At 72.2% G+C, this 16,601-nt stretch carries 19 protein-coding genes and 1 tRNA gene; 14 read left to right on the forward strand and 6 right to left on the reverse strand.

Annotation, left to right across the window (positions count from 1 at the left end):
• The first annotated feature begins 49 nt into the window (after nucleotides 1–49).
• Both E1292_RS30500 and E1292_RS30505 read left to right on the forward strand, forming a co-directional pair.
• On the forward strand, nucleotides 50–646 hold the full coding sequence (locus E1292_RS30500; protein WP_132599141.1) for a TetR/AcrR family transcriptional regulator: 597 nt from the start codon (nucleotides 50–52) through the stop codon (nucleotides 644–646).
• Between the two features lie 42 nt (nucleotides 647–688).
• Nucleotides 689–1,069: a hypothetical protein gene (locus E1292_RS30505; protein ID WP_132599143.1), complete on the forward strand. Its 381-nt coding sequence runs from the start codon at nucleotides 689–691 to the stop codon at nucleotides 1,067–1,069.
• On the opposite strand, the gene E1292_RS30510 is transcribed toward E1292_RS30505, so the two are convergent.
• Nucleotides 1,045–1,539 carry a 2-thiouracil desulfurase family protein gene (locus E1292_RS30510; RefSeq protein ID WP_132599145.1) on the reverse strand — a complete coding sequence of 165 codons (495 nt, stop codon included), beginning with the start codon at nucleotides 1,537–1,539 and terminating at the stop codon, nucleotides 1,045–1,047. The genes E1292_RS30505 and E1292_RS30510 overlap by 25 nt on opposite strands.
• The gene (locus E1292_RS30515) at nucleotides 1,509–2,867 is read right to left on the reverse strand and encodes a DHA2 family efflux MFS transporter permease subunit (protein WP_132599147.1); all 1,359 of its coding nucleotides are present in this window, start codon (nucleotides 2,865–2,867) and stop codon (nucleotides 1,509–1,511) included. Before E1292_RS30515 ends, E1292_RS30510 begins: the two co-directional genes overlap by 31 nt.
• A 44-nt stretch (nucleotides 2,868–2,911) precedes the next feature.
• Between E1292_RS30515 and E1292_RS30520 the strand changes: the two genes are divergently transcribed.
• The 8 genes from E1292_RS30520 to E1292_RS30555 all read left to right on the forward strand — a co-directional run bounded on the left by E1292_RS30520 (nucleotide 2,912) and on the right by E1292_RS30555 (nucleotide 8,112).
• Nucleotides 2,912–3,601 carry a TetR/AcrR family transcriptional regulator C-terminal domain-containing protein gene (locus E1292_RS30520; RefSeq protein WP_132599149.1) on the forward strand — a complete coding sequence of 230 codons (690 nt, stop codon included), beginning with the start codon at nucleotides 2,912–2,914 and terminating at the stop codon, nucleotides 3,599–3,601.
• Between the two features lie 11 nt (nucleotides 3,602–3,612).
• Nucleotides 3,613–3,975: a hypothetical protein gene (locus tag E1292_RS30525; RefSeq protein WP_132599151.1), complete on the forward strand. Its 363-nt coding sequence runs from the start codon at nucleotides 3,613–3,615 to the stop codon at nucleotides 3,973–3,975.
• Nucleotides 3,972–4,349 (forward strand): hypothetical protein, encoded by a 378-nt coding sequence (locus tag E1292_RS30530; protein ID WP_132599153.1) that lies wholly within the window; start codon nucleotides 3,972–3,974, stop codon nucleotides 4,347–4,349. The genes E1292_RS30525 and E1292_RS30530 overlap by 4 nt, the downstream gene beginning before the upstream one ends.
• A 52-nt stretch (nucleotides 4,350–4,401) precedes the next feature.
• On the forward strand, nucleotides 4,402–5,004 hold the full coding sequence (locus E1292_RS30535) for an SRPBCC family protein (RefSeq protein ID WP_132599155.1): 603 nt from the start codon (nucleotides 4,402–4,404) through the stop codon (nucleotides 5,002–5,004).
• 225 nt (nucleotides 5,005–5,229) lie between these two features.
• Nucleotides 5,230–6,462 carry a CynX/NimT family MFS transporter gene (locus tag E1292_RS30540; protein WP_132599157.1) on the forward strand — a complete coding sequence of 411 codons (1,233 nt, stop codon included), beginning with the start codon at nucleotides 5,230–5,232 and terminating at the stop codon, nucleotides 6,460–6,462.
• Nucleotides 6,459–7,295, forward strand: coding sequence for an alanyl-tRNA editing protein (locus E1292_RS30545; protein ID WP_132599159.1), 837 nt, complete (start codon nucleotides 6,459–6,461; stop codon nucleotides 7,293–7,295). Before E1292_RS30540 ends, E1292_RS30545 begins: the two co-directional genes overlap by 4 nt.
• A 67-nt stretch (nucleotides 7,296–7,362) precedes the next feature.
• A complete protein-coding gene (locus tag E1292_RS30550; RefSeq protein WP_132508557.1) occupies nucleotides 7,363–7,578 on the forward strand; it encodes a helix-turn-helix domain-containing protein in 216 nt (71 codons plus the stop codon).
• Between the two features lie 3 nt (nucleotides 7,579–7,581).
• Nucleotides 7,582–8,112, forward strand: a complete 531-nt coding sequence (locus tag E1292_RS30555; RefSeq protein WP_132599161.1) for a Clp protease N-terminal domain-containing protein — start codon at nucleotides 7,582–7,584, stop codon at nucleotides 8,110–8,112.
• 4 nt (nucleotides 8,113–8,116) lie between these two features.
• Here the strand turns inward: E1292_RS30555 and E1292_RS30560 are convergent, their stop codons facing one another.
• Nucleotides 8,117–9,022, reverse strand: coding sequence for an RNA polymerase sigma-70 factor (locus E1292_RS30560; RefSeq protein WP_132599163.1), 906 nt, complete (start codon nucleotides 9,020–9,022; stop codon nucleotides 8,117–8,119).
• A gap of 75 nt (nucleotides 9,023–9,097) precedes the next feature.
• Here E1292_RS30560 and E1292_RS30565 point away from each other — a divergent pair.
• A tRNA-Ala gene (locus E1292_RS30565) sits at nucleotides 9,098–9,170 on the forward strand.
• 124 nt (nucleotides 9,171–9,294) lie between these two features.
• On the opposite strand, the gene E1292_RS30570 is transcribed toward E1292_RS30565, so the two are convergent.
• A complete protein-coding gene (locus E1292_RS30570) occupies nucleotides 9,295–9,786 on the reverse strand; it encodes a P-loop nucleotide/nucleoside kinase family protein (RefSeq protein WP_132599165.1) in 492 nt (163 codons plus the stop codon).
• Nucleotides 9,787–9,918: 132 nt separating this feature from the next.
• Here E1292_RS30570 and E1292_RS30575 point away from each other — a divergent pair, with 132 nt between their 5' ends.
• The gene (locus tag E1292_RS30575) at nucleotides 9,919–10,749 is read left to right on the forward strand and encodes a maleylpyruvate isomerase family mycothiol-dependent enzyme (protein ID WP_132599167.1); all 831 of its coding nucleotides are present in this window, start codon (nucleotides 9,919–9,921) and stop codon (nucleotides 10,747–10,749) included.
• A 66-nt stretch (nucleotides 10,750–10,815) separates the two neighbouring features.
• The gene (locus E1292_RS30580) at nucleotides 10,816–11,772 is read left to right on the forward strand and encodes a helix-turn-helix transcriptional regulator (RefSeq protein WP_132599169.1); all 957 of its coding nucleotides are present in this window, start codon (nucleotides 10,816–10,818) and stop codon (nucleotides 11,770–11,772) included.
• Between the two features lie 272 nt (nucleotides 11,773–12,044).
• Here E1292_RS30580 and E1292_RS30585 read toward each other — a convergent pair whose 3' ends face one another.
• Nucleotides 12,045–12,248 (reverse strand): DUF4236 domain-containing protein, encoded by a 204-nt coding sequence (locus tag E1292_RS30585; RefSeq protein WP_132599171.1) that lies wholly within the window; start codon nucleotides 12,246–12,248, stop codon nucleotides 12,045–12,047.
• A gap of 101 nt (nucleotides 12,249–12,349) precedes the next feature.
• On the opposite strand from E1292_RS30585, the gene E1292_RS30590 reads away from it, so the two are divergent.
• Entirely contained in the window at nucleotides 12,350–13,099 is a 750-nt protein-coding gene (locus tag E1292_RS30590) for a metallophosphoesterase (protein WP_132599173.1), read from the forward strand.
• A 39-nt stretch (nucleotides 13,100–13,138) separates the two neighbouring features.
• Here E1292_RS30590 and E1292_RS30595 read toward each other — a convergent pair whose 3' ends face one another.
• Nucleotides 13,139–16,594: an alpha-L-arabinofuranosidase family protein gene (locus E1292_RS30595; protein WP_165974815.1), complete on the reverse strand. Its 3,456-nt coding sequence runs from the start codon at nucleotides 16,592–16,594 to the stop codon at nucleotides 13,139–13,141.
• Nucleotides 16,595–16,601 lie beyond the last annotated feature (7 nt).

Genomic DNA, 16,601 nt, shown 5'->3' on the forward strand with positions numbered 1-16,601 from the left:
GCGGTACTGTGGACCGTCGCGACCGCCCGGCAGCGGTGAAGGAGATCCGATGAAGAGCCGACGGTGGAGCCGGTCGAGCGGCACCCGCGACACGCTGCTGCGCGCCGCCCGCGAGGTCTTCCTGGCCAAGGGGTACGCCGAGGCGACCGTCGCCGACATCGTCGGGACGTCCGGCATCAGCGTCGGCAGCCTCTACCACCACTTCGGCGGCAAGCCCGGCCTGTTCCTGGCGTTGTGGGAGCAGTTCATGCGCGGCCAGGAGGAACGCACCTCCAAGGCGGCCAAGGCCGCGGAAGGCACCGCCGAACGTTTCCTCGCCGGGGCCCGCGCCTACCTGGAGGGCTCGTGGGAGCACCGCGAGGTGGCCAGGTTGTTCCTGGAGAACGACGGGCCCGCCGAGTTCGTCACGCTGCGCCGGCAGCGCGGCTGGGACTGGATCGGCGGCAACAAACGCCTGCTCGGCCTGGCGGACACACGCGAGAGCCACGTGCTCGTCGTGCTGCTCACGACCATGATGGGCGAAGCGGGCCGCGAGGTGGCCGCGTGCGAGACCGGCGAGGACGCCAGGGTGACGATCGACGAGGTGATCCGCCTGGTGAGGCGGCTGCTCCCTACTGCGGACGGCGTATCCGAGCCGTCTCCTTAGGGACGACGACACGGCGTGCGGTCAGATGCGAGCGTGGACCGCATGGACGCTCTCCGCAAGGCGCTGGGCTGGCTCTCCGCCTGCTACGCGCTGGTCTTCCTGTCGTTCGCGCTGCCGCACTGGGGCGTCGTGCCCGGCCTGATGGGCGAGCCCGTGATCATCCCGGCCGCGGTCGTCGAGACGCTGTGCGTGGCCGCCATGCTCGCCGGCGCCCGCGGCGCGCTGGCAGGGCGCTCCTGGGCCTGGAACGGGCTCGTCTACAGTCACGCCGCGGCGCTGGGCGGGGTGGTCCTGGGCATCCTGGCCCTGGCGCTCAGCGGGGGCGCGGACACGGCGCTGCTCACGTGGTATCACGGCTCGATGGCGGCCATGCTCGCCGCGGGCCTCGCCGGAGCCTTCTACGTCTCCAGCGTGCGCAGGTAGGCGGCGGCGTCGTCGAGGCGGCCCTCGCCGAACACGCGGATGCCGTCGAGCTCCAGCAACGCCGTCGTGACGCCCTGACCCGGCGTGCGGCGCCCCTGGAAGGTGCCGTCGTAGATGGACAGCCCGCCGCACGAGGGGCTGCCCTCCTTGAGCACCGCCATCCGGATCCCGGACGAGCGCGCCAGCGCGAGCGCCGACCGCGCGCCCGACAGGAACGCGGCCGTCACGTCGGAGCCGTCGGCCGCCAGCACGCGCGCCGCGCCCGAGAGCACGGCCGCGCCGCCCGCGCCGCCCTCGATCTCGGCGGCCGGGCGCGGGACCGGCAACCCGCCCTCGACCTCGGGGCAGAACGGCACCAGCCGCCCCTCCGCGCGCCACGTGGCGAGCAAGGCGTCAGAACTGGTCTTCGCGCCGCCGTCGTAGCGCACCTTGCGCCCCATCAGGCAGGCGCTGACGAGGATCCTTTCCACGACCTCGATCCTATGAGCCCGATCGGCACCAGCGAGACGGCGGCCAGCACGATGGTCACCCAGAACGCGTACGCGAACGGCTGGGCCGCGCCGTCCCTCGTGGACGATTGCAGCACCACGGTGAGCACCGCGACGCCGAACGGCGCGGCGAGGCGTACCGCGATCGTGCTGAGCGTGGTCGCGGCCGGGATGGCGGCCCGCTCCAGCGTCCTGAACGCGGCGGCCATCACCGACGTGGACACCAGCCCGTGCCCGAGCCCGAGCCAGAACATCGCCACCAGCCCTCCGTCGAGCAGGACGAACGCCATGATGCCCGTCACCGCCACGACGATGCCCGCGGCGCCCGCTCCGCGCGGACCCCGGCTGTCGGTGAGCTTGCCCGCCAGCGGCATCGTGAGCGCCGCGCCGACGCCCATCGGGGCCAGCAGCAGGCCCGCCTCCAGAGCGCTGCCGCCCTCGGCGAGCTGGCTGTAGAGGGGCACGAGCACGGTGAAGCCGAACAGGGCCGCCGAGTAGCACACCAGCGCGCACACCGCCGCGGCGAACGATCGGTCGCCGAACAGCCGCAGGTCCAGCAGCGCCCCCGAGGTCCGCAGCGCCCGCAGCACGAACGCGGCGACCAGCGCCACGCCGATCCACAGCGCGGGGTGCGCGGGCGAGGAGCCGTTGCCCACCTCGGACAGCCCGTGGACCAGGGCGGCCAGGCCTGGTGAGAGCAGCGCGAGGCCCACCACGTCGAGGCCGCGCGGGCTCGCGGCCGGCTCGCGGGGCAGCAGCACGTACGCGGCCACCAGCGCGACCGCGCAGACCGGTACGTTGATCAGGAACAGCCAGCGCCAGCCGAGACCCTCCACGATCACCCCGCCGAGCGGCGGCCCCAGCACGGGCGCCAGCATCGCCGGGACCGAGATCATGGCCATGGCGCGGCCCATCCGCTCCCGCCCCGCCGCCTGGGCCAGCAGCGTCTGGCCCACCGGCAGGAGAAGGCCACCGCCCAGCCCCTGCACCGCGCGGAAGGCGACCAGGCTGCCGACCGACCAGGCGGCGGCGCTGAGCGCGGACCCCGCCACGAACAGCACGAGCGAGAACAGCCAGACGTTCCTGCCGCCGAACCTGCCGACCGCCCAGCCGGTGACGGGGACCGTCATCGACAGCGCCAGCAGGTAGCCGGTGACCGCCCACTGCATGGTGGCGAGCGTCGTGTGGAAGTCGCGGGCCAGGGTGCCGAGCGCGACGTTGACGATCGTGGTGTCGAGCATCGTCATGACGACGCCCAGGAGGACGACCAGGCCGGTGGCGTGGAGCGGGTTTTGTACACCGTATCGCATGCCGTACAGCGTATCAGTTTCGTACGGCGTCTAGAATCGGGTACGTGACTTCCATCTGGTCCCGGCCCGCGCCGCCGCGCCGTCCCGCGCTGAGCAGGGAGGCCATCGTGGCCGCCGCCGTCGCGATCGCCGACGCGGAAGGGCTGGCCGCGGTCTCCATCCGGCGCGTCGCCGCCGAGCTCGGCGCGCGGGCCATGACGCTCTACTCGTACATCGAGCGCAAGGAGGACCTGCTGGCGCTCATGCACGACGCGATCGCCGCCGAGGTGCTCGTCGACGAGCCGCTGCCGGACGACTGGCGGGAGGCGTTGCTGCTGCTCGCCCGGCGCGAGCGCGAGATGGTGCTGCGCCATCCGTGGCGGGTCGAGCTGATCTCGCAGCGGATCGAGGTGGGGCCCAACGGGCTGCGTCATGTGGAGCAGAAGTTGTCCGTGTTCGACGGGTTCGGGATCGACCGGCTGACGGCCTGGCGGATCCTGGCCGCGTACGCCGACTACATGACCGGGTTCGTGATCAGGGAGGCGACCGACCGCCGCGCGCCCAGGGAGCAGGGCATCAACGACGCCGAGCGGGCCGCCGTCGCCGAGCCGTACATCAGGGAGCTGATCGAGGGCGGCGAGTTCCCCCGGCTGGCGCCGATGATCCAGGAGGGTGTGCGGGGCGCCGACGACAACTTCGAGCGCGGGCTCTCCTGGGTGCTGGACGGAATCGAGGCCGACCTGCACGGGCGATAGCCTTACCTCCGATGAACACCGTCGTCTCCACGATCGTCATCGTCGGCTCCCTGCTGCTCATGCTGGCGAGCCTGGTCGTCGCGATCCGCAACCGGCCGATGGGCATGGTGCTGCTGTCCGGGTTCGCCCTGCTCGAGGTGGCCCTGCTCGTCCAGGCCGGCTTCGTGATCGCGGCGGTGGCCGGCGGAGCGGGGCCCGGCGACAAGGTGACGCTGTTCGGCTACATCGGCGGCGGGGTGCTGATCCCGCCCGCCGGGGTGTTCCTGGCGCTGGCCGAGCGGAGCAGGTGGGGGCCGGCCATCCTGGTCGTGGCCGGGTTCGCGATCGCGGTGATGAACGGGCGGCTGCTGCAGATCTGGCAGGGCGTGGCGTGACCGCCCCCATCGGCTCCGGGCCCGGGCGCGCCCTGATCGCCGTCTACGGGCTGTTCTCGCTGGCCGCGGGCGCGCGGGCGGCCGTGCAGATCGCCGGCCGCTTCTCCGAGGCTCCGCTGGCCTACTCGCTGTCGGCCTTCGCGGCGCTCGTCTACATCGTCCTCACCGTGGCGCTCGCGCGTGGGGCGCGCAGCCTGGCGCTGGCCGCGCTCGGCATCGAGCTGGCCGGCGTGCTGATCATCGGCACCGCCAGCCTGGTGGATCCGACGGCGTTCCCCGACGAGACGGTCTGGTCGGCGTACGGCAGGGGTTACCTGTTCATCCCGCTCGTGTTGCCGCTGGTGGGCCTCTACTGGCTGCTGCGCCGTCGATGACCCCGGCCCGCGCGGCGTTATCGCCGTGCCCGCCGGGGCAGTGGCTGATCCCATGAGCAGTATCGAACACTCCGTAGACGTAGAGGCCCCCATCTCGGCGGCCTACAACCAGTGGACGCAGTTCGAGAGCTTCCCCGAGTTCATGGAGGGCGTGGAGTCGGTCAAGCAGATCGGCGACACGCGCACGGCGTGGGTGGTGGAGATCGCCGGGGTCAGGCGCGAGTTCGAGGCCGAGATCACCGAGCAGCACCCCGACGAGCGCGTGGCCTGGCGGTCGGTCGACAAGCCGCACCAGGCGGGCGTGGTGACCTTCCACCGCATCGACGACACGAGGACCAAGGTCACGCTCCAGATGGAGTACGACCCCGAGGGCTTCATCGAGACCGCCGGTGACTGGCTGCAGATCGTCCGCATGCGCGTCACGAACGACCTCAACCGCTTCAAGGAGTTCATCGAGTCGCGAGGCCGCGAGACGGGCGGCTGGCGCGGCGACGTGCCGGGGTCGCACCAGCGCGGCTCCACGTACGGCGGGGAGCGGTCCGTGCCGCCCGGCACCGTGGGCGGCGGTGGCGCGCCTCCCGGTGGCACGCTCCCGCCTCCCGGACCGGTGCCGCCGCGCGACCAGCCCCCCGAGGGGCCGCGTCCCATTCTCTGATCCGCCGTCTCGATCCGGGCGTCCCCCGGCGCCAGCACGATCAACCACCGGACGCCGCTCTGGGCGAGCACGTCGCGGCCCAGCCGGGCCAGGCTCGACGACCGGTGTCGCCCCCGGGCCTCACGAGGCTCGGGGGCTCGTCTTGGGACAGGAATAAATTGCCCTTTGGGTCCTGTTAGGCTGGTGATTCGTCCCATGACTTGATGAACGGAGGATCTCCGGCGCATGAGCGTGCTCGCCCAAGAGTCCAGAGGCCGTACCAGCCCTCTCGCCTGGCTGCTCGTGCTGGGAATCGTCCTCGCCGCGCTGAACCTGCGCACCGCCGTCACCAGCGTGGGGCCGCTGCTCGACCAGCTCGCCGGCGCGCTCGGCATGACGAGCGTCGGCACCGGCGTGCTCACGACGCTGCCGGTGCTGGCCTTCGCCAGCGTCGGCGCGATCACCCCTACGCTGGCCAGGCGCGTGGGCGAGCACCGGTTGCTGCTGCTCGCCCTCGTCACGCTCGGCGCCGGAATGCTCATCAGGTCAATGGCGGGCTCGGCCGAGATATTCCTGCTGAGCAGCGCGGTCGCGCTGTCCGGCGGAGCCGTCGGCAACGTGCTGATCCCGACACTGATCAAGAGGCACTTCCCGGCCCGCACCGGGATCATGACCACCGTCTACACCACGGCCCTGGCCGCCGGCACCATGCTCGCCGCCGCCGCGACCGTGCCGATCGAGCGCGCGTCAGGCGACTGGCACATCGCGCTCGGCGTGTGGGCCGCCCTGGCCGCCGTGGCCGCCATTCCGTGGCTTGCGCTGCTGCGCAGTGAGCCGGAGCGGGACACGGGCGCCGGGGACGCGGGCATCCGCCGGCTGGTGAGAAGCAGGCTGGCGTGGATGGTGGCGATCTATTTCGGCACCCAGTCGATGATCGCGTACATCATGTTCGGCTGGCTCCCCACCATCCTCACCGACGGCGGGTACACGACGTCGCAGGCCGGGCTGGTCCTGGGGGTGTTCACCGCGCTGAACATCCCGGTCTCCATCGCCACGCCCATGGTCGCCTCCCGCTTCCGCGACCAGCGACCGGTCGTGGTGGGGCTCGTGGCGTTCTACGCGGCGGGGTTCCTCGGGTTGTGGTTCGGGCCCGCGTCCATGGCGCTGGCCTGGATCGTGCTGGTGGCCGTGGGCATGGGGTCGTTCCCGCTGGCGCTGATGATGCTGGCGCTGCGCACCCGCACGCCGGAGGCCACGGCCGGGCTGTCCGCCTTCGGGCAGAGCGCCGGCTACCTCATCTCGGGGGCGGGGCCGCTGCTGGTCGGCGTGCTGCGCGAGGCCACCGGCGGGTGGGCGCTGCCGTACATGATGATCTTCCTGGTCCTCGTGGCGCAGCTCTGCACCGGCCTGTACGCGGGCCGCGACCGCTACCTGGAGGACGAGCGGCCGCCCGCCACGGCTGGGAAGATCGGCGGATGAGATCCACCGTCGTCACCTTCCCGTCCGGCCGGGTCAGCGGCCGCTCGCGGATCGCGGGAGCCGTGCCGGTGGGGGACCGGCACGGCCTGGTCGTCGCCGAGACGCCCTTCCATCCCCTCGACCACACCTGGCCCGACCAGCCCGCGGATCGGGGCACGATCGCGGGCCTGCCGGTCGTCGACTGCGTTACAGGGGCCCAGTCGAGCTCCGGCGAGGTGTTCGCGGGTGGGGACATCCCGGTGCGGCGCGGCGCCGAGGGGTGGGAGTGGCTGGTCCTGCACGTCACCGAGTCGCCGGTGCCCGTGGGGGCCGAGGTGGAGCTGGAGGTGGACGCCGGCTTCCGCGCGGGGCTCTCGGCCGGCCACACCGCCTGCCACCTGGCCGCGCTCGCCCTCAACGCGGCGCTGGCCGATCGCTGGCGCAAGGAGCCGGCGCTCGACGGGCTCGGGCGTCCCGACTTCGACCAGGCGGCGATCGCCTCGTCCCGGATCGTGCCGAGCGGCAGCGTGGACGTCTACCGCCTGGGCAAGTCGTTGCGGAAGAAGGGCTTCTCCGCCGAAGGGCTGGACCTGGCGCAGGTCACCCGGCGCGTGAACGAGCAGCTCGCCGCCTGGGTGGCCGCCGGGGCCCCGGTGGCCATCGACGTGCCGGGGCCGGAGCTGACGGCCCGCCGCACCTGGCGGTGCTCGCTGCCGGAGGGCGAGGCGTCCATCCCGTGCGGCGGCACGCACGTGAGCGGCACGGCGGAGCTGGGGCGGGTCGAGGTCGCGCTCACGCTGGAAGAGGCGGCCCTGACCATGCGCACCACCTGCGTCCGGCGCGACGTGCGGTAGCCGGCAGGTTCCGGTATTTCGTCAGCATATGCTGACAAGCGGGCGGTTGTCAGCATATGCTGACGCCATGGACGTCACCGAAATGGCCGGGAGGGCCGCCGACCGCGACCCCGGAGTGGGGCTGGCGGCGGTGGCCGCGCTCAGAGCCCTGCTAGAGGAGTTGGAGGCGGCGCACGTCTCCAACGCCCGCGCGCAGGGGTGGTCCTGGGAGCAGATCGCCGACGCGCTGGGAGTGCGTCGGCAGACCGCGCACCGCAAGCACGCCCGCAGGACGAGGAGGTAACACGTGTTCGCCAGGTTCACGGAAGGTGCCCGCAGGGCCGTGGTGCGGGCGGGAATCCTCGCACTCGACGCCGGGCGGCCCGCGCTCGGCGCCGATCTGATGCTGCTGGGGCTGGCCGAGGTGCGCCCGTTCGCGCTCGCGTCGTTCACCGCCCGCGCGACCGACGTGCGCGAGCGCGTCGGCGCGGGCGACCCGCGGGCGCTGCTGGCCACGATCGGCATCGACCTCGACGCGGTGCACCGCCGCACCAGGGCGGGCACGGACGACCCCGGCCTGTGGAGCCTGCGCCGCTCGCGGCTCCGCCCGCTCCGCGTCACCCTGTACGGGCCGCTCGGGCAGCTCCCGCTGGCCATGCACGCCAGAAAGGTCGTCGAGGTGGCGGCGTGGCGGCCGGGGCCCGTCACGGGGGAGCGGCTGCTGTGGGGCCTGCTCGCCGATCACGCCAACGGCGCCGCCGCGATCCTCGCGGGCGCGGGCGTGGACCTGCCGGCACTCGTCCGGGAGGCAGGCATACCCACCCGCCGGGCCGCCTGACCGGTCAGCCGGCGTCGCTCGCCGCCGGCTGAAGATGGGCGATCTTCTCCGGATTGGCGATCAGGTAGATCGTGCTGATCCTCCCCTCCGAGACCTCCAGCGAGACCACCGTCACCACCCGCCCGGCCGCCGAGATGAGGATCGCCGGGGCGTTGTTCAGCACCGCGGAACCGAAGGAGATGCGCTCCGTCCGCGCCAGGCCGACCGACTTCATGAAGCGGGCGAGGCTCGCGGGGCGGCCGATCGCCAACACGTAGCGGCCGACGTTCTCCACCCCGGTGATGGTCCGCAGCGCGGCCCTGGCCTTGCCGCCGCCGTCGGTGACCATCGTGATCTCGTCGGCGAACATCGCGATCAGCGTGTCCAGGTCTCCCTCCGCCGAGGCGCTGACGAACCGCTCCGTCATCCGCCTGCGCTGCTCACGGTCCACGTCGAAGCGCGGCCGCTTCTCCCGTACATGCTCGCGCGCCCGCCGGGCGAGCTGCCTGGTGGCCGGTTCGCTGCGTGCGATGATCTCCGCGATCTCGGCGAACGGCAGGTCGAACGCCTCCCGCAACACGAATACGGCCCGTTCGAGCGGCGACAGCGTCTCCAGGACCACGAGCAGCGCCATCTCCACGGATTCGGCCAGCTCGGCGTGCTCGGCGGCGTCCGGGGCCGTGCTGATCGGCTCGGGCAGCCACGGCCCGACGTACGACTCGCGCCGCGACTTCGCCCACCGCAGCCGGTCGATGGCCAGCCGCGACGTCACCCTGATCAGATAGGCCTTGGCGTCGCCGACGCCCGCCTCGTCCACCCCTGACCAGCGCAGCCACGTCTCCTGGACGACGTCCTCGGCGTCGGCGACGCTGCCGAGGATCCGGTACGCGACTCCGACCAGCAGGCTTCTGTGCTCCTCAAAGGTCGACATAACGTCTAAGACGTATCACGAGGGCTTCGGTGTGACACGAGGGCTCCGGAACTCCGATACACTTGGTGATCGCAAGGGGCTATGGCGCAGTTGGTAGCGCGCCTCCATGGCATGGAGGAGGTCTGGGGTTCGAATCCCCATAGCTCCACACAAGTCGGCACCGGCCCTCCGTCTGATGGCGGAGGGCCGGTTTCGTGTCCAGACCAGGTTCGGTGGCCGTTCGCAGGGTCCTGGACGGCCGGCGCGGCCGCGAAGCCTCCGGGCCCCCGCGGTCAGGGCGGATCGAAGAGGGCGAGCTCGTCCCGGTCCGGAGGCTCGAAGAGGCCGGCCCACTCCACCAGCATGTCCCGCGTGATCGGGACCGTGTCGCGGGCTCCGCTCGCGTTGCGCGACTCCAGACGGCGGCAGAGCTCGTCGATCGGCGCCGCGAGATAGCGCAGCTCCACGGCCGTCCCGAGGGCCCGGGCGGCCAGCCGCAGCTCGTCGCGCTCGGCCCGCGACCAGAAGCCGTACTCCAGGACGACGACCTGACCGAGCCGCAGCAGGTCCTGGGCGTGCCGCCAGAGCTGCCGCTCCAGCCGGTCGCGGAGGCCGTCGTCGAAGAGATCGAGGCCCAGGTGCGCCAGCCATTCGTCCGGGCACAGCCGCACGGCCGGGAGCTCGGCGGCCAGACGGCGGGCGAGCGTCGTCTTGCCCGCGCCCGGCAGGCCGCACACCAGGATCAACCGCCCCGTGCCAGGAGGTCGTGTCCGCGTTTCCCGCATGTTAGGAGATGTCCTTCACGGTGAGAGGTCAGGGTGCCTCGACCTCATCGAACACCACGAGCAACAGTTGCCGGCGTTCGGGCTCCGGGTAGGGAGCACCTGAGTCTCCACCGGCCGCGTACTGTCGGAGGTATGACGATCTTCGGCCCTGTCACCGACGTACGCCCGCTGTTCCCGCGCGAGCGGCGGGCCTTGCTGGACCTGCTCGACGGGCTCGCGCCCGAGGACTGGTCGAGGCCGACGGTCTGCCCCGGATGGGACGTCCATGACGTCGTCGCCCACGTGCTGAACGACTACATGCGGCGGCTGTCCGGCAGCCGCGACGGCTACGGCCGTGCCGTCTTCGCCGCCGACGAGACGTTGCCCGCCTACCTGGCCCGCGTCAACGGCCAGTTCGCCGAGGCGCTGCGCCAGATCAGCCCGCAGGTGATGATCGACCTGCTCGGCCATCTCGGCGGGCAGCTCGACGACCTGTGGGCGGCCCGCGACCTGGGCGGGCCCGCCGACCTGGACGTGTCCTGGGCGGCCACGGACGTCGGCAGCCCGGCGTGGCTCGACATCGGGCGCGAGTACACCGAGTTCTGGGTGCACCAGCAGCAGGTGCGCGACGCCGTGTCCGCTCCCGGGGCCGACGATCCCGCGCTGATGGGGCCGGTGCTGGACCTCTTCGCGCGGGCCCTGCCGTACACGCTGCGCGATGAGGAGCGCCCGGAGGGGACGACGGTCACGCTGGAGGTGACCGGGCTCGCCGGCGGCCGGTGGTCCGCCACCAGGCGTGAGGGCCGGTGGAGGATGTCTCCGGCCGGCGCGGAGCCCGCCGCCCGCGTCTCGATGGACCAGGACACGTTCTGGCGGCTGGCCACCAGGGGAGTCACTCCTGAGCAGGCGCGCGAGCGCGCCGACATGGCGGGTGACCCGGCGCTCGCCATGTCGGTCACCACGCTGCTGGCGATCGTCGCCTGAGCGTGCCCGGCGACGGCCGGTCCACGGCCAAAGTGCGCACCGGCTGAGCACTTTAGACTTCACGTCATGCGAGCCGACCGACTTGTCGCCGCCCTGCTCCTCATGCAGGCCCGCGGCCGGGTGACCGCGGCCGAGCTGGCGGAGGAGCTGGAGGTGTCCGTGGCCACCGCGCGCCGCGACCTCGAGGCGCTGTCGGCGGCGGGCATCCCCGTCTATCCGCAGGCCGGGCGCGGGGGCGGCTGGCAGCTGCTGGGCGGCGCGCGCACCGACCTCAGCGGCCTCACCGCGGACGAGGCGCAGGCGCTCTTCCTGCTCGCGGGCCCGGCCGCGGGAGCCGCGCCCGAGGTGAAGTCCGCACTCCGCAAGCTGCTGCGGGCCCTGCCGCAGACGTTCAGGGCCGACGCCGTGGCCGCCGCCGACGCCGTGCTGGTCGACCCCGCGGGCTGGGGCGACCTCGAGCCCGACCGGCCCGAGCCGGTGCGGGCCCTGCAGAGCGCCACCGTACGCCGCCGCAAGGTCAGGCTGGTGTACGAGCGCCGCGCCGGCGAGCGCACCGAGCGGCTTGCCGATCCCTGGGGGCTCGTGGACAAGGACGACATCTGGTATCTGGTGGCCGGGACCGAGCGGGGACAGCGTACGTTCCGGGTCGACCGGATCGTCTCCGCCACCGTGACCGACCAGCCCTTCGAGCGGCCGGAGGGCTTCGAGCTGGCGCGGGCGTGGGAGCGGGTCGTCGGGGAGATGGAGCAGCGGCGCTCGCAGACGTCGGCGACGGTGCTGGTCGCCGAGAGGTTCGCGCCGATCCTGCGCGACCACTTCGGGCGCCACTGCGAGAGCGAGGAGAGCCCGGCGGGCGGGCGGGCCGACGGCCGCGTCAGCATGCGGGTGGCGGCGCCCACGGCCCGCTCGCTGGCCGAGCAGCTGGCCGGATGGGGCGCGGTGGTGGAGGTGGCGGGCCCGGCGCCGGTCAGGGCCGAGCTGGCCAGGATCGGCGCCGAACTCGTCGAGCGCTACGGCGGATGACCGGGCACGGGCCGCCGGCGACGCCCTCCGGCGAGTGAACGCGCGTGGCTGGGGTGAGTCCTTCCGGCGAGTGAACGCGCGTGGCTGGGGTGAGTCCTTCCGGCGAGTGAACGCGCGTGGCTGGGGTGAGTCCTTCCGGCGAGTGAACGCGGCCGAGGAGAGGTTCTCAGGTGACTGCATGCGCGCGGCTGAGGGGATGCCCTCGGTGAAGAGAACAGCACCCGGGCCGGTGGCGTCGCCACCGGCCCGGGCGTGGGCGAGCGGGTTAGGATCTAGTAGTGCCGGTGATATCTCCGCGACCCCAGCGTCTTGCCTATGTGAAACCCGCCCGGCAGGTGCACGGACACGTGGCGGCGGCCGTCGGGGCCGGTCGTGACCCGGAAACGCCGGTTGCCGAAACTGTGGCCGACGCCGTGCCGCGACAGATTGATCCGGAACGGCCCCACCTTGATCGACTTTCTGTAGTGCCAGCCCAATGCCCCTCCTCCGGCTTCGTGCGCTCACCCGGAAGAACGACCGGGCCGCCCGCGGGGTTCCTCGTCCAGCCGGGCCGTGACCATCGGAAGGATCCGTGCCCATGATCGTGATCGCCCACGTGAGCGACATCCACATCGGCGCCACGCCGGCCGCCGTCGCGCGCGCCGACAGGGTCATGCGCTACCTGGACGCGCTGCCGTACGACCTCGACGCGGTGCTGGTGACCGGCGACATCGCCGACCACGGCCTGGCCGAGGAGTACGAGCAGGCCGGGAAGCTGCTCACCTCGCGTCACCCCGTCCTGACCGGGCCCGGCAACCATGACGTGCGGGCGGAGTTCCGCCGGGTCCTGCTCGGCGAGGCGGAGCCCTCACCGGGGCCCGTCAACCAGGTGCTGCGCACCGACCGCGCGATCTACGCCATGTGCGACTCGTCCATCCCCGGCGAGAACGCCGGGCGGCTGGAGGACGAGACGATCACCTGGCTCGAAGGAGTGCTGGACGGCGCCGACCGCCCGGTGTTCGTGGCCTTCCACCACCCGCCGGTGACGCTGCAGAGCCCGCCGATCGACGGGATCAGGCTGCACCGGCCGGGGCGCCTGGAGGAGGTGCTCGCCGGCCGCGCGGACGTGCCGGCCGTGCTGGTCGGCCACGCGCACATGCCGGCCGCCACCACGTTCGCCGGACGTCCGCTGCTGGTCGCGCCCGGGGTCGTGTCCACGGTGAGGCTTCCGTGGGAGGGCGGCACGACGTTCGACAACTGCATCGATCACGACCTGCCGCCGGCGCTCGCGTTCCACGTGCTCGACGGCGAGGGCCGGATGACCACCCACTACCGCCTCGTCCCGTAGCGGGGGCGGCGCCGCCCTTGAACGGCGCCGCCCACCACCTCAGCGTTCCGTGAGCCGGATGAACGTCACCGAGTGCGCGGGGAAGTCGTAGGTGAAGGCCGAGGAGAAGCCGTGCACCCGCCACTCCACCGGCGCCACCTTCTCCGGCTCGGCGATCGAGTTCATGTCGGACGGCGCGCCCGTCAGCGACGTCACCGTGGCCTCCGGCCGGACGCGTGCGTGGCCGAGGTCGACGGCGCTGCGCACGGCCGTGTCCTGGGCGTTGACGACCTTGAGCGTCACCGAGCTTCCTTCCCTGGACACCACCTGGTAGAGCGGCTCGACCGTGGCGGTGTCCTCGAAGTCGTCGATCTTCTGCCCGTCCAGCCAGGTCGTGATCCTGCGCCCGTTCACCTGGACCTTCAGGTGGTAGTCGCGGCCGGTCTCGACCGTGGTGGCCGAGGTGGCGATCGAGGACTTGCCGCCGTTCACCGCCTTCTCGACGGCGGACTGCGTGTTGCCCCAGCCGCCGACGTTCCACCAGTAGAAGGTGCCGGTGTCGCGCACCCCGAACATCACGAGGAAACCCTCCGCGCCGGCCGTCTTGCGGGCGGTGACCTCCATCGTGTAGTTGGACCAGCCGGGCGAACCGGCCGTTGACCTGGCGTCCTCCACCTGCGCCGACTGCACGTAGGCGCCGTCCCGCACGGCCCAGGTGCCCAGGCCCGGCGTCCACGCGCCGGACCCGCCGGAGAAGTCGTCCGACAGGAGCATCGTGCCGTCGGCCGCGGTGACCTTCACGTCGTCGTAGCGCACCGCCGTGTTCCACGCGCCGAGCCCGACCGCGCCCTCGATGTCCTCGACGGGCCTGGTCTCGCCCTCGAACGAGCTCGGCAGCACCCTGTCGCCCACGTTCCTGGAGAACAGGCGCTGCACGTGGTAGCTCGGCGACCCGTACGCCTGGTCGTTGTCGAACCAGATGAGGTCCGGCGTCCAGTCCACGTAGTCCACGTTGGCCAGCAGCGGCGCGTACGAGGCCAGCTCGACGACGTCGGAGTTGCGCTCCACACCCGTCAGGTACGACGCCTCCGCCAGCGCGTTGTGGAACGTGTTGCCGCGGGAGGCGTACTCGCCCAGGAACACCTTCGGCCCGTTCCTGTCGTAAGAGTCGTAGCGGCGGTTGTTGGCCAGGAACCAGGTGGTGTTGTTGTAGTAGTGCTCGTCGACCAGGTCGGCCTTCTGGTCGCGGGCGAACTGCCACATCCGGTCGAACCAGGGGCCCTGCGACGTCTGCCCCGCGTTACTGATGATCTTGATGTCGGGGTGTTCCGCCCTGATGGCGTCGGCGAACTTCGGGTAGTTCGTGAAGAACTCCTCGTAGATCTCCTCGTTGCCGAGCCCGATGTACTCGAGCCCGAACGGCCGCGGATGGCCGAGCTCCGCCCGTTTACTGCCCCATTCCGACGTCACCGGGCCGTTGGCGAACTCGATCAGGTCCAGCGTGTCCCGCACCCACCGGGCCAGCTTGGCCTCGTCGGTCAGCGGGCGGTTCTCGCCGCAGCCGTTGACGCCCACCGACAACACCGGCAGCGCCTCGGCGCCGAGGTCCTCGGCGAACTGGAAATACTCGAAGTAACCGATGCCGTAGCTCTGGTTGTAGCCCCAGAAGTTGAAGTTGGCCGGCCGTTCCTCGACCGGGCCGATCGTCTCCTTCCACTGGTAGATGCGGCGACGGTCCTGGTTCTCCGCGTACGGGTCGTACGTGCCGACGTTCGCCACGCAGCCGCCGGGGAAGCGCAGGAACCGGGGCTTCAGATCGGCGATCAGCTTCGCCAGGTCGGCGCGCATGCCGTTCTCGCGGCCCTTGAAGGTGTCGCGGGGGAACAGCGAGACCATGTCCAGGTCGGTACGCCCGCCGGGCGCCTGGACGATCAGGCGGCCGGCGTCGGTCGTCCCCGAGGCCACGAACGACGCCGTGTACTTCGCCCAGCCGCCCGCCTTGACGCGCAGCGTGGCCGTGCCGTACACGGTGGAGCCGCTCTCCACGGTGACGGCCAGCGGGCCCGCCGACGCGCGCCTCGCCCACAGCGACACGTCGTACCGCGAGCCCTTCCTGAGCGGGATGCCGCGGTTGAAGCCGGCGTTGCTCGCGCCCGCCGTGCCCTCGCCGGTGACCTCCAGGCGCAGGTAGTTGCGGTTGGAGTCGTTGAGCGGCCGCTCGGAGGAGACCGCGAGGGTCGCGGTGGCCCCGCGCTCGGCCTTCGACCAGGCGGTCAGCCCGGTGTAGGCGGGCTCGTCGACGCTGTCGAACTCGAACGAGCGGTTCTGTACCAGCTCGGCGTAGAGCCCGCCGTCGGCGGCGTGGTTGATGTCCTCGTAGAAGACGCCGTAGAGGTCGGGGCTGACCTCGGTGCCCTTCGCCCGGGTGTCCACGGTGAGCTCGCCCGAGGTGTAGCCCTCGGCGGTGAACTTCGTCGCCTCCGGCCCCAGCGTCAGCGTGCCCGCCCTGATGGAGACGTTCTGGCCGCCCGAGGACACCGTGACCTTGCCGCCGCCGGCGTCCTTGAGCTGGAAGACGGACGCGTTCCCGCCCAGCCGCACCTTGCCTCCGGACGGCCGTGCGGCCTGCAGGTATCGGCCGGTCTCGACGTCCTTCAGCTTCACCCCGCCGTCGGCGGGTTCGGCGGTGACGGCCAGGGCGGTCATCGGGGCCTTCGCCGAGGCGCGCACGACGCCCGAACGGCCGGCCGACAGGTACGGCAGCTCCGCCGCCCGCAACGTGAACGGCCCTCGCGGGATCACCTGCTCGCCCTCGGCGGCCTTGACGGCGATGTAGTCGAAGCCGGCCCGCATGGACGTGCCGTCCTGGGCCGAGAGCGCGAACAACCCCAGCTGCCTGACCTGGAGCGTGGCGGTCATGCTCGCCGCCCGCACCCAGGCCGAGCCGTCCCAGTAGGAGGAGACGAAGTCGTCGCCGGTCCGCGCCAGCTTGACGATCTCGCCGGTCGAGCCGGGGCGGGCCGCGAACTGGGAGGTGAAGGCGGCGCCGACCTCGGTGGCCGTCTCGATCACCGGCCCGCCGGCGAAGCCGACGTGGGCCAGCCCGGCCCGTACGTAGTTGTCCCAGTCCTGCCAGGCCAGCAGGCCCGCGCTCTGGAAGTCGCGTGCCACCGGCGCGCTGAGCTTGGTCACGACCTCGAAGTCGCCGTCGGGCACGTCGACGAGGAACAGGTTACGGGCGGTGTTGGCGCCCTGGTGGGTGTCGCCGGTCAGCGTGTCCAGCTGCAGCGTGCCGCCCGACAGCGACCAGCGGGAGTCGTCCGGCGACAGCACCGTCCAGTCCTGGCCCAGCGTGGTGCCGTCGAACTGGTCGACGACCGCGCCTTCCGGGATGGGGCCGGCCTGTGCGGCGGCGGGTGCCGTGGACGGGCCCGTCGATGGGCCGGTGGACATGCCGGGCAGCAGTGCCGCCATGAGGAGGGCGGATAAGGCGATGCGCATCATGAGCGGAGGCACCTCCATG

The sequence above is a fragment of the Nonomuraea deserti genome (assembly GCF_004348685.1).
Taxonomy (GTDB): Bacteria; Actinomycetota; Actinomycetes; order Streptosporangiales; family Streptosporangiaceae; genus Nonomuraea; species Nonomuraea deserti.

Coding starts and splice junctions, on each gene's coding strand:
- E1292_RS30500 (WP_132599141.1), top strand. CDS start 50: ATGAAGAGCCGACGGTGGAGCCGGTCGAGCGGCACCCGCGACACGCTG.
- E1292_RS30505 (WP_132599143.1), top strand. CDS start 689: ATGGACGCTCTCCGCAAGGCGCTGGGCTGGCTCTCCGCCTGCTACGCG.
- E1292_RS30515 (WP_132599147.1), bottom strand. CDS start 2,867: ATGCGATACGGTGTACAAAACCCGCTCCACGCCACCGGCCTGGTCGTC.
- E1292_RS30525 (WP_132599151.1), top strand. CDS start 3,613: ATGAACACCGTCGTCTCCACGATCGTCATCGTCGGCTCCCTGCTGCTC.
- E1292_RS30535 (WP_132599155.1), top strand. CDS start 4,402: ATGAGCAGTATCGAACACTCCGTAGACGTAGAGGCCCCCATCTCGGCG.
- E1292_RS30540 (WP_132599157.1), top strand. CDS start 5,230: ATGAGCGTGCTCGCCCAAGAGTCCAGAGGCCGTACCAGCCCTCTCGCC.
- E1292_RS30545 (WP_132599159.1), top strand. CDS start 6,459: ATGAGATCCACCGTCGTCACCTTCCCGTCCGGCCGGGTCAGCGGCCGC.
- E1292_RS30550 (WP_132508557.1), top strand. CDS start 7,363: ATGGACGTCACCGAAATGGCCGGGAGGGCCGCCGACCGCGACCCCGGA.
- E1292_RS30560 (WP_132599163.1), bottom strand. CDS start 9,022: ATGTCGACCTTTGAGGAGCACAGAAGCCTGCTGGTCGGAGTCGCGTAC.
- E1292_RS30570 (WP_132599165.1), bottom strand. CDS start 9,786: ATGCGGGAAACGCGGACACGACCTCCTGGCACGGGGCGGTTGATCCTG.
- E1292_RS30575 (WP_132599167.1), top strand. CDS start 9,919: ATGACGATCTTCGGCCCTGTCACCGACGTACGCCCGCTGTTCCCGCGC.
- E1292_RS30580 (WP_132599169.1), top strand. CDS start 10,816: ATGCGAGCCGACCGACTTGTCGCCGCCCTGCTCCTCATGCAGGCCCGC.
- E1292_RS30590 (WP_132599173.1), top strand. CDS start 12,350: ATGATCGTGATCGCCCACGTGAGCGACATCCACATCGGCGCCACGCCG.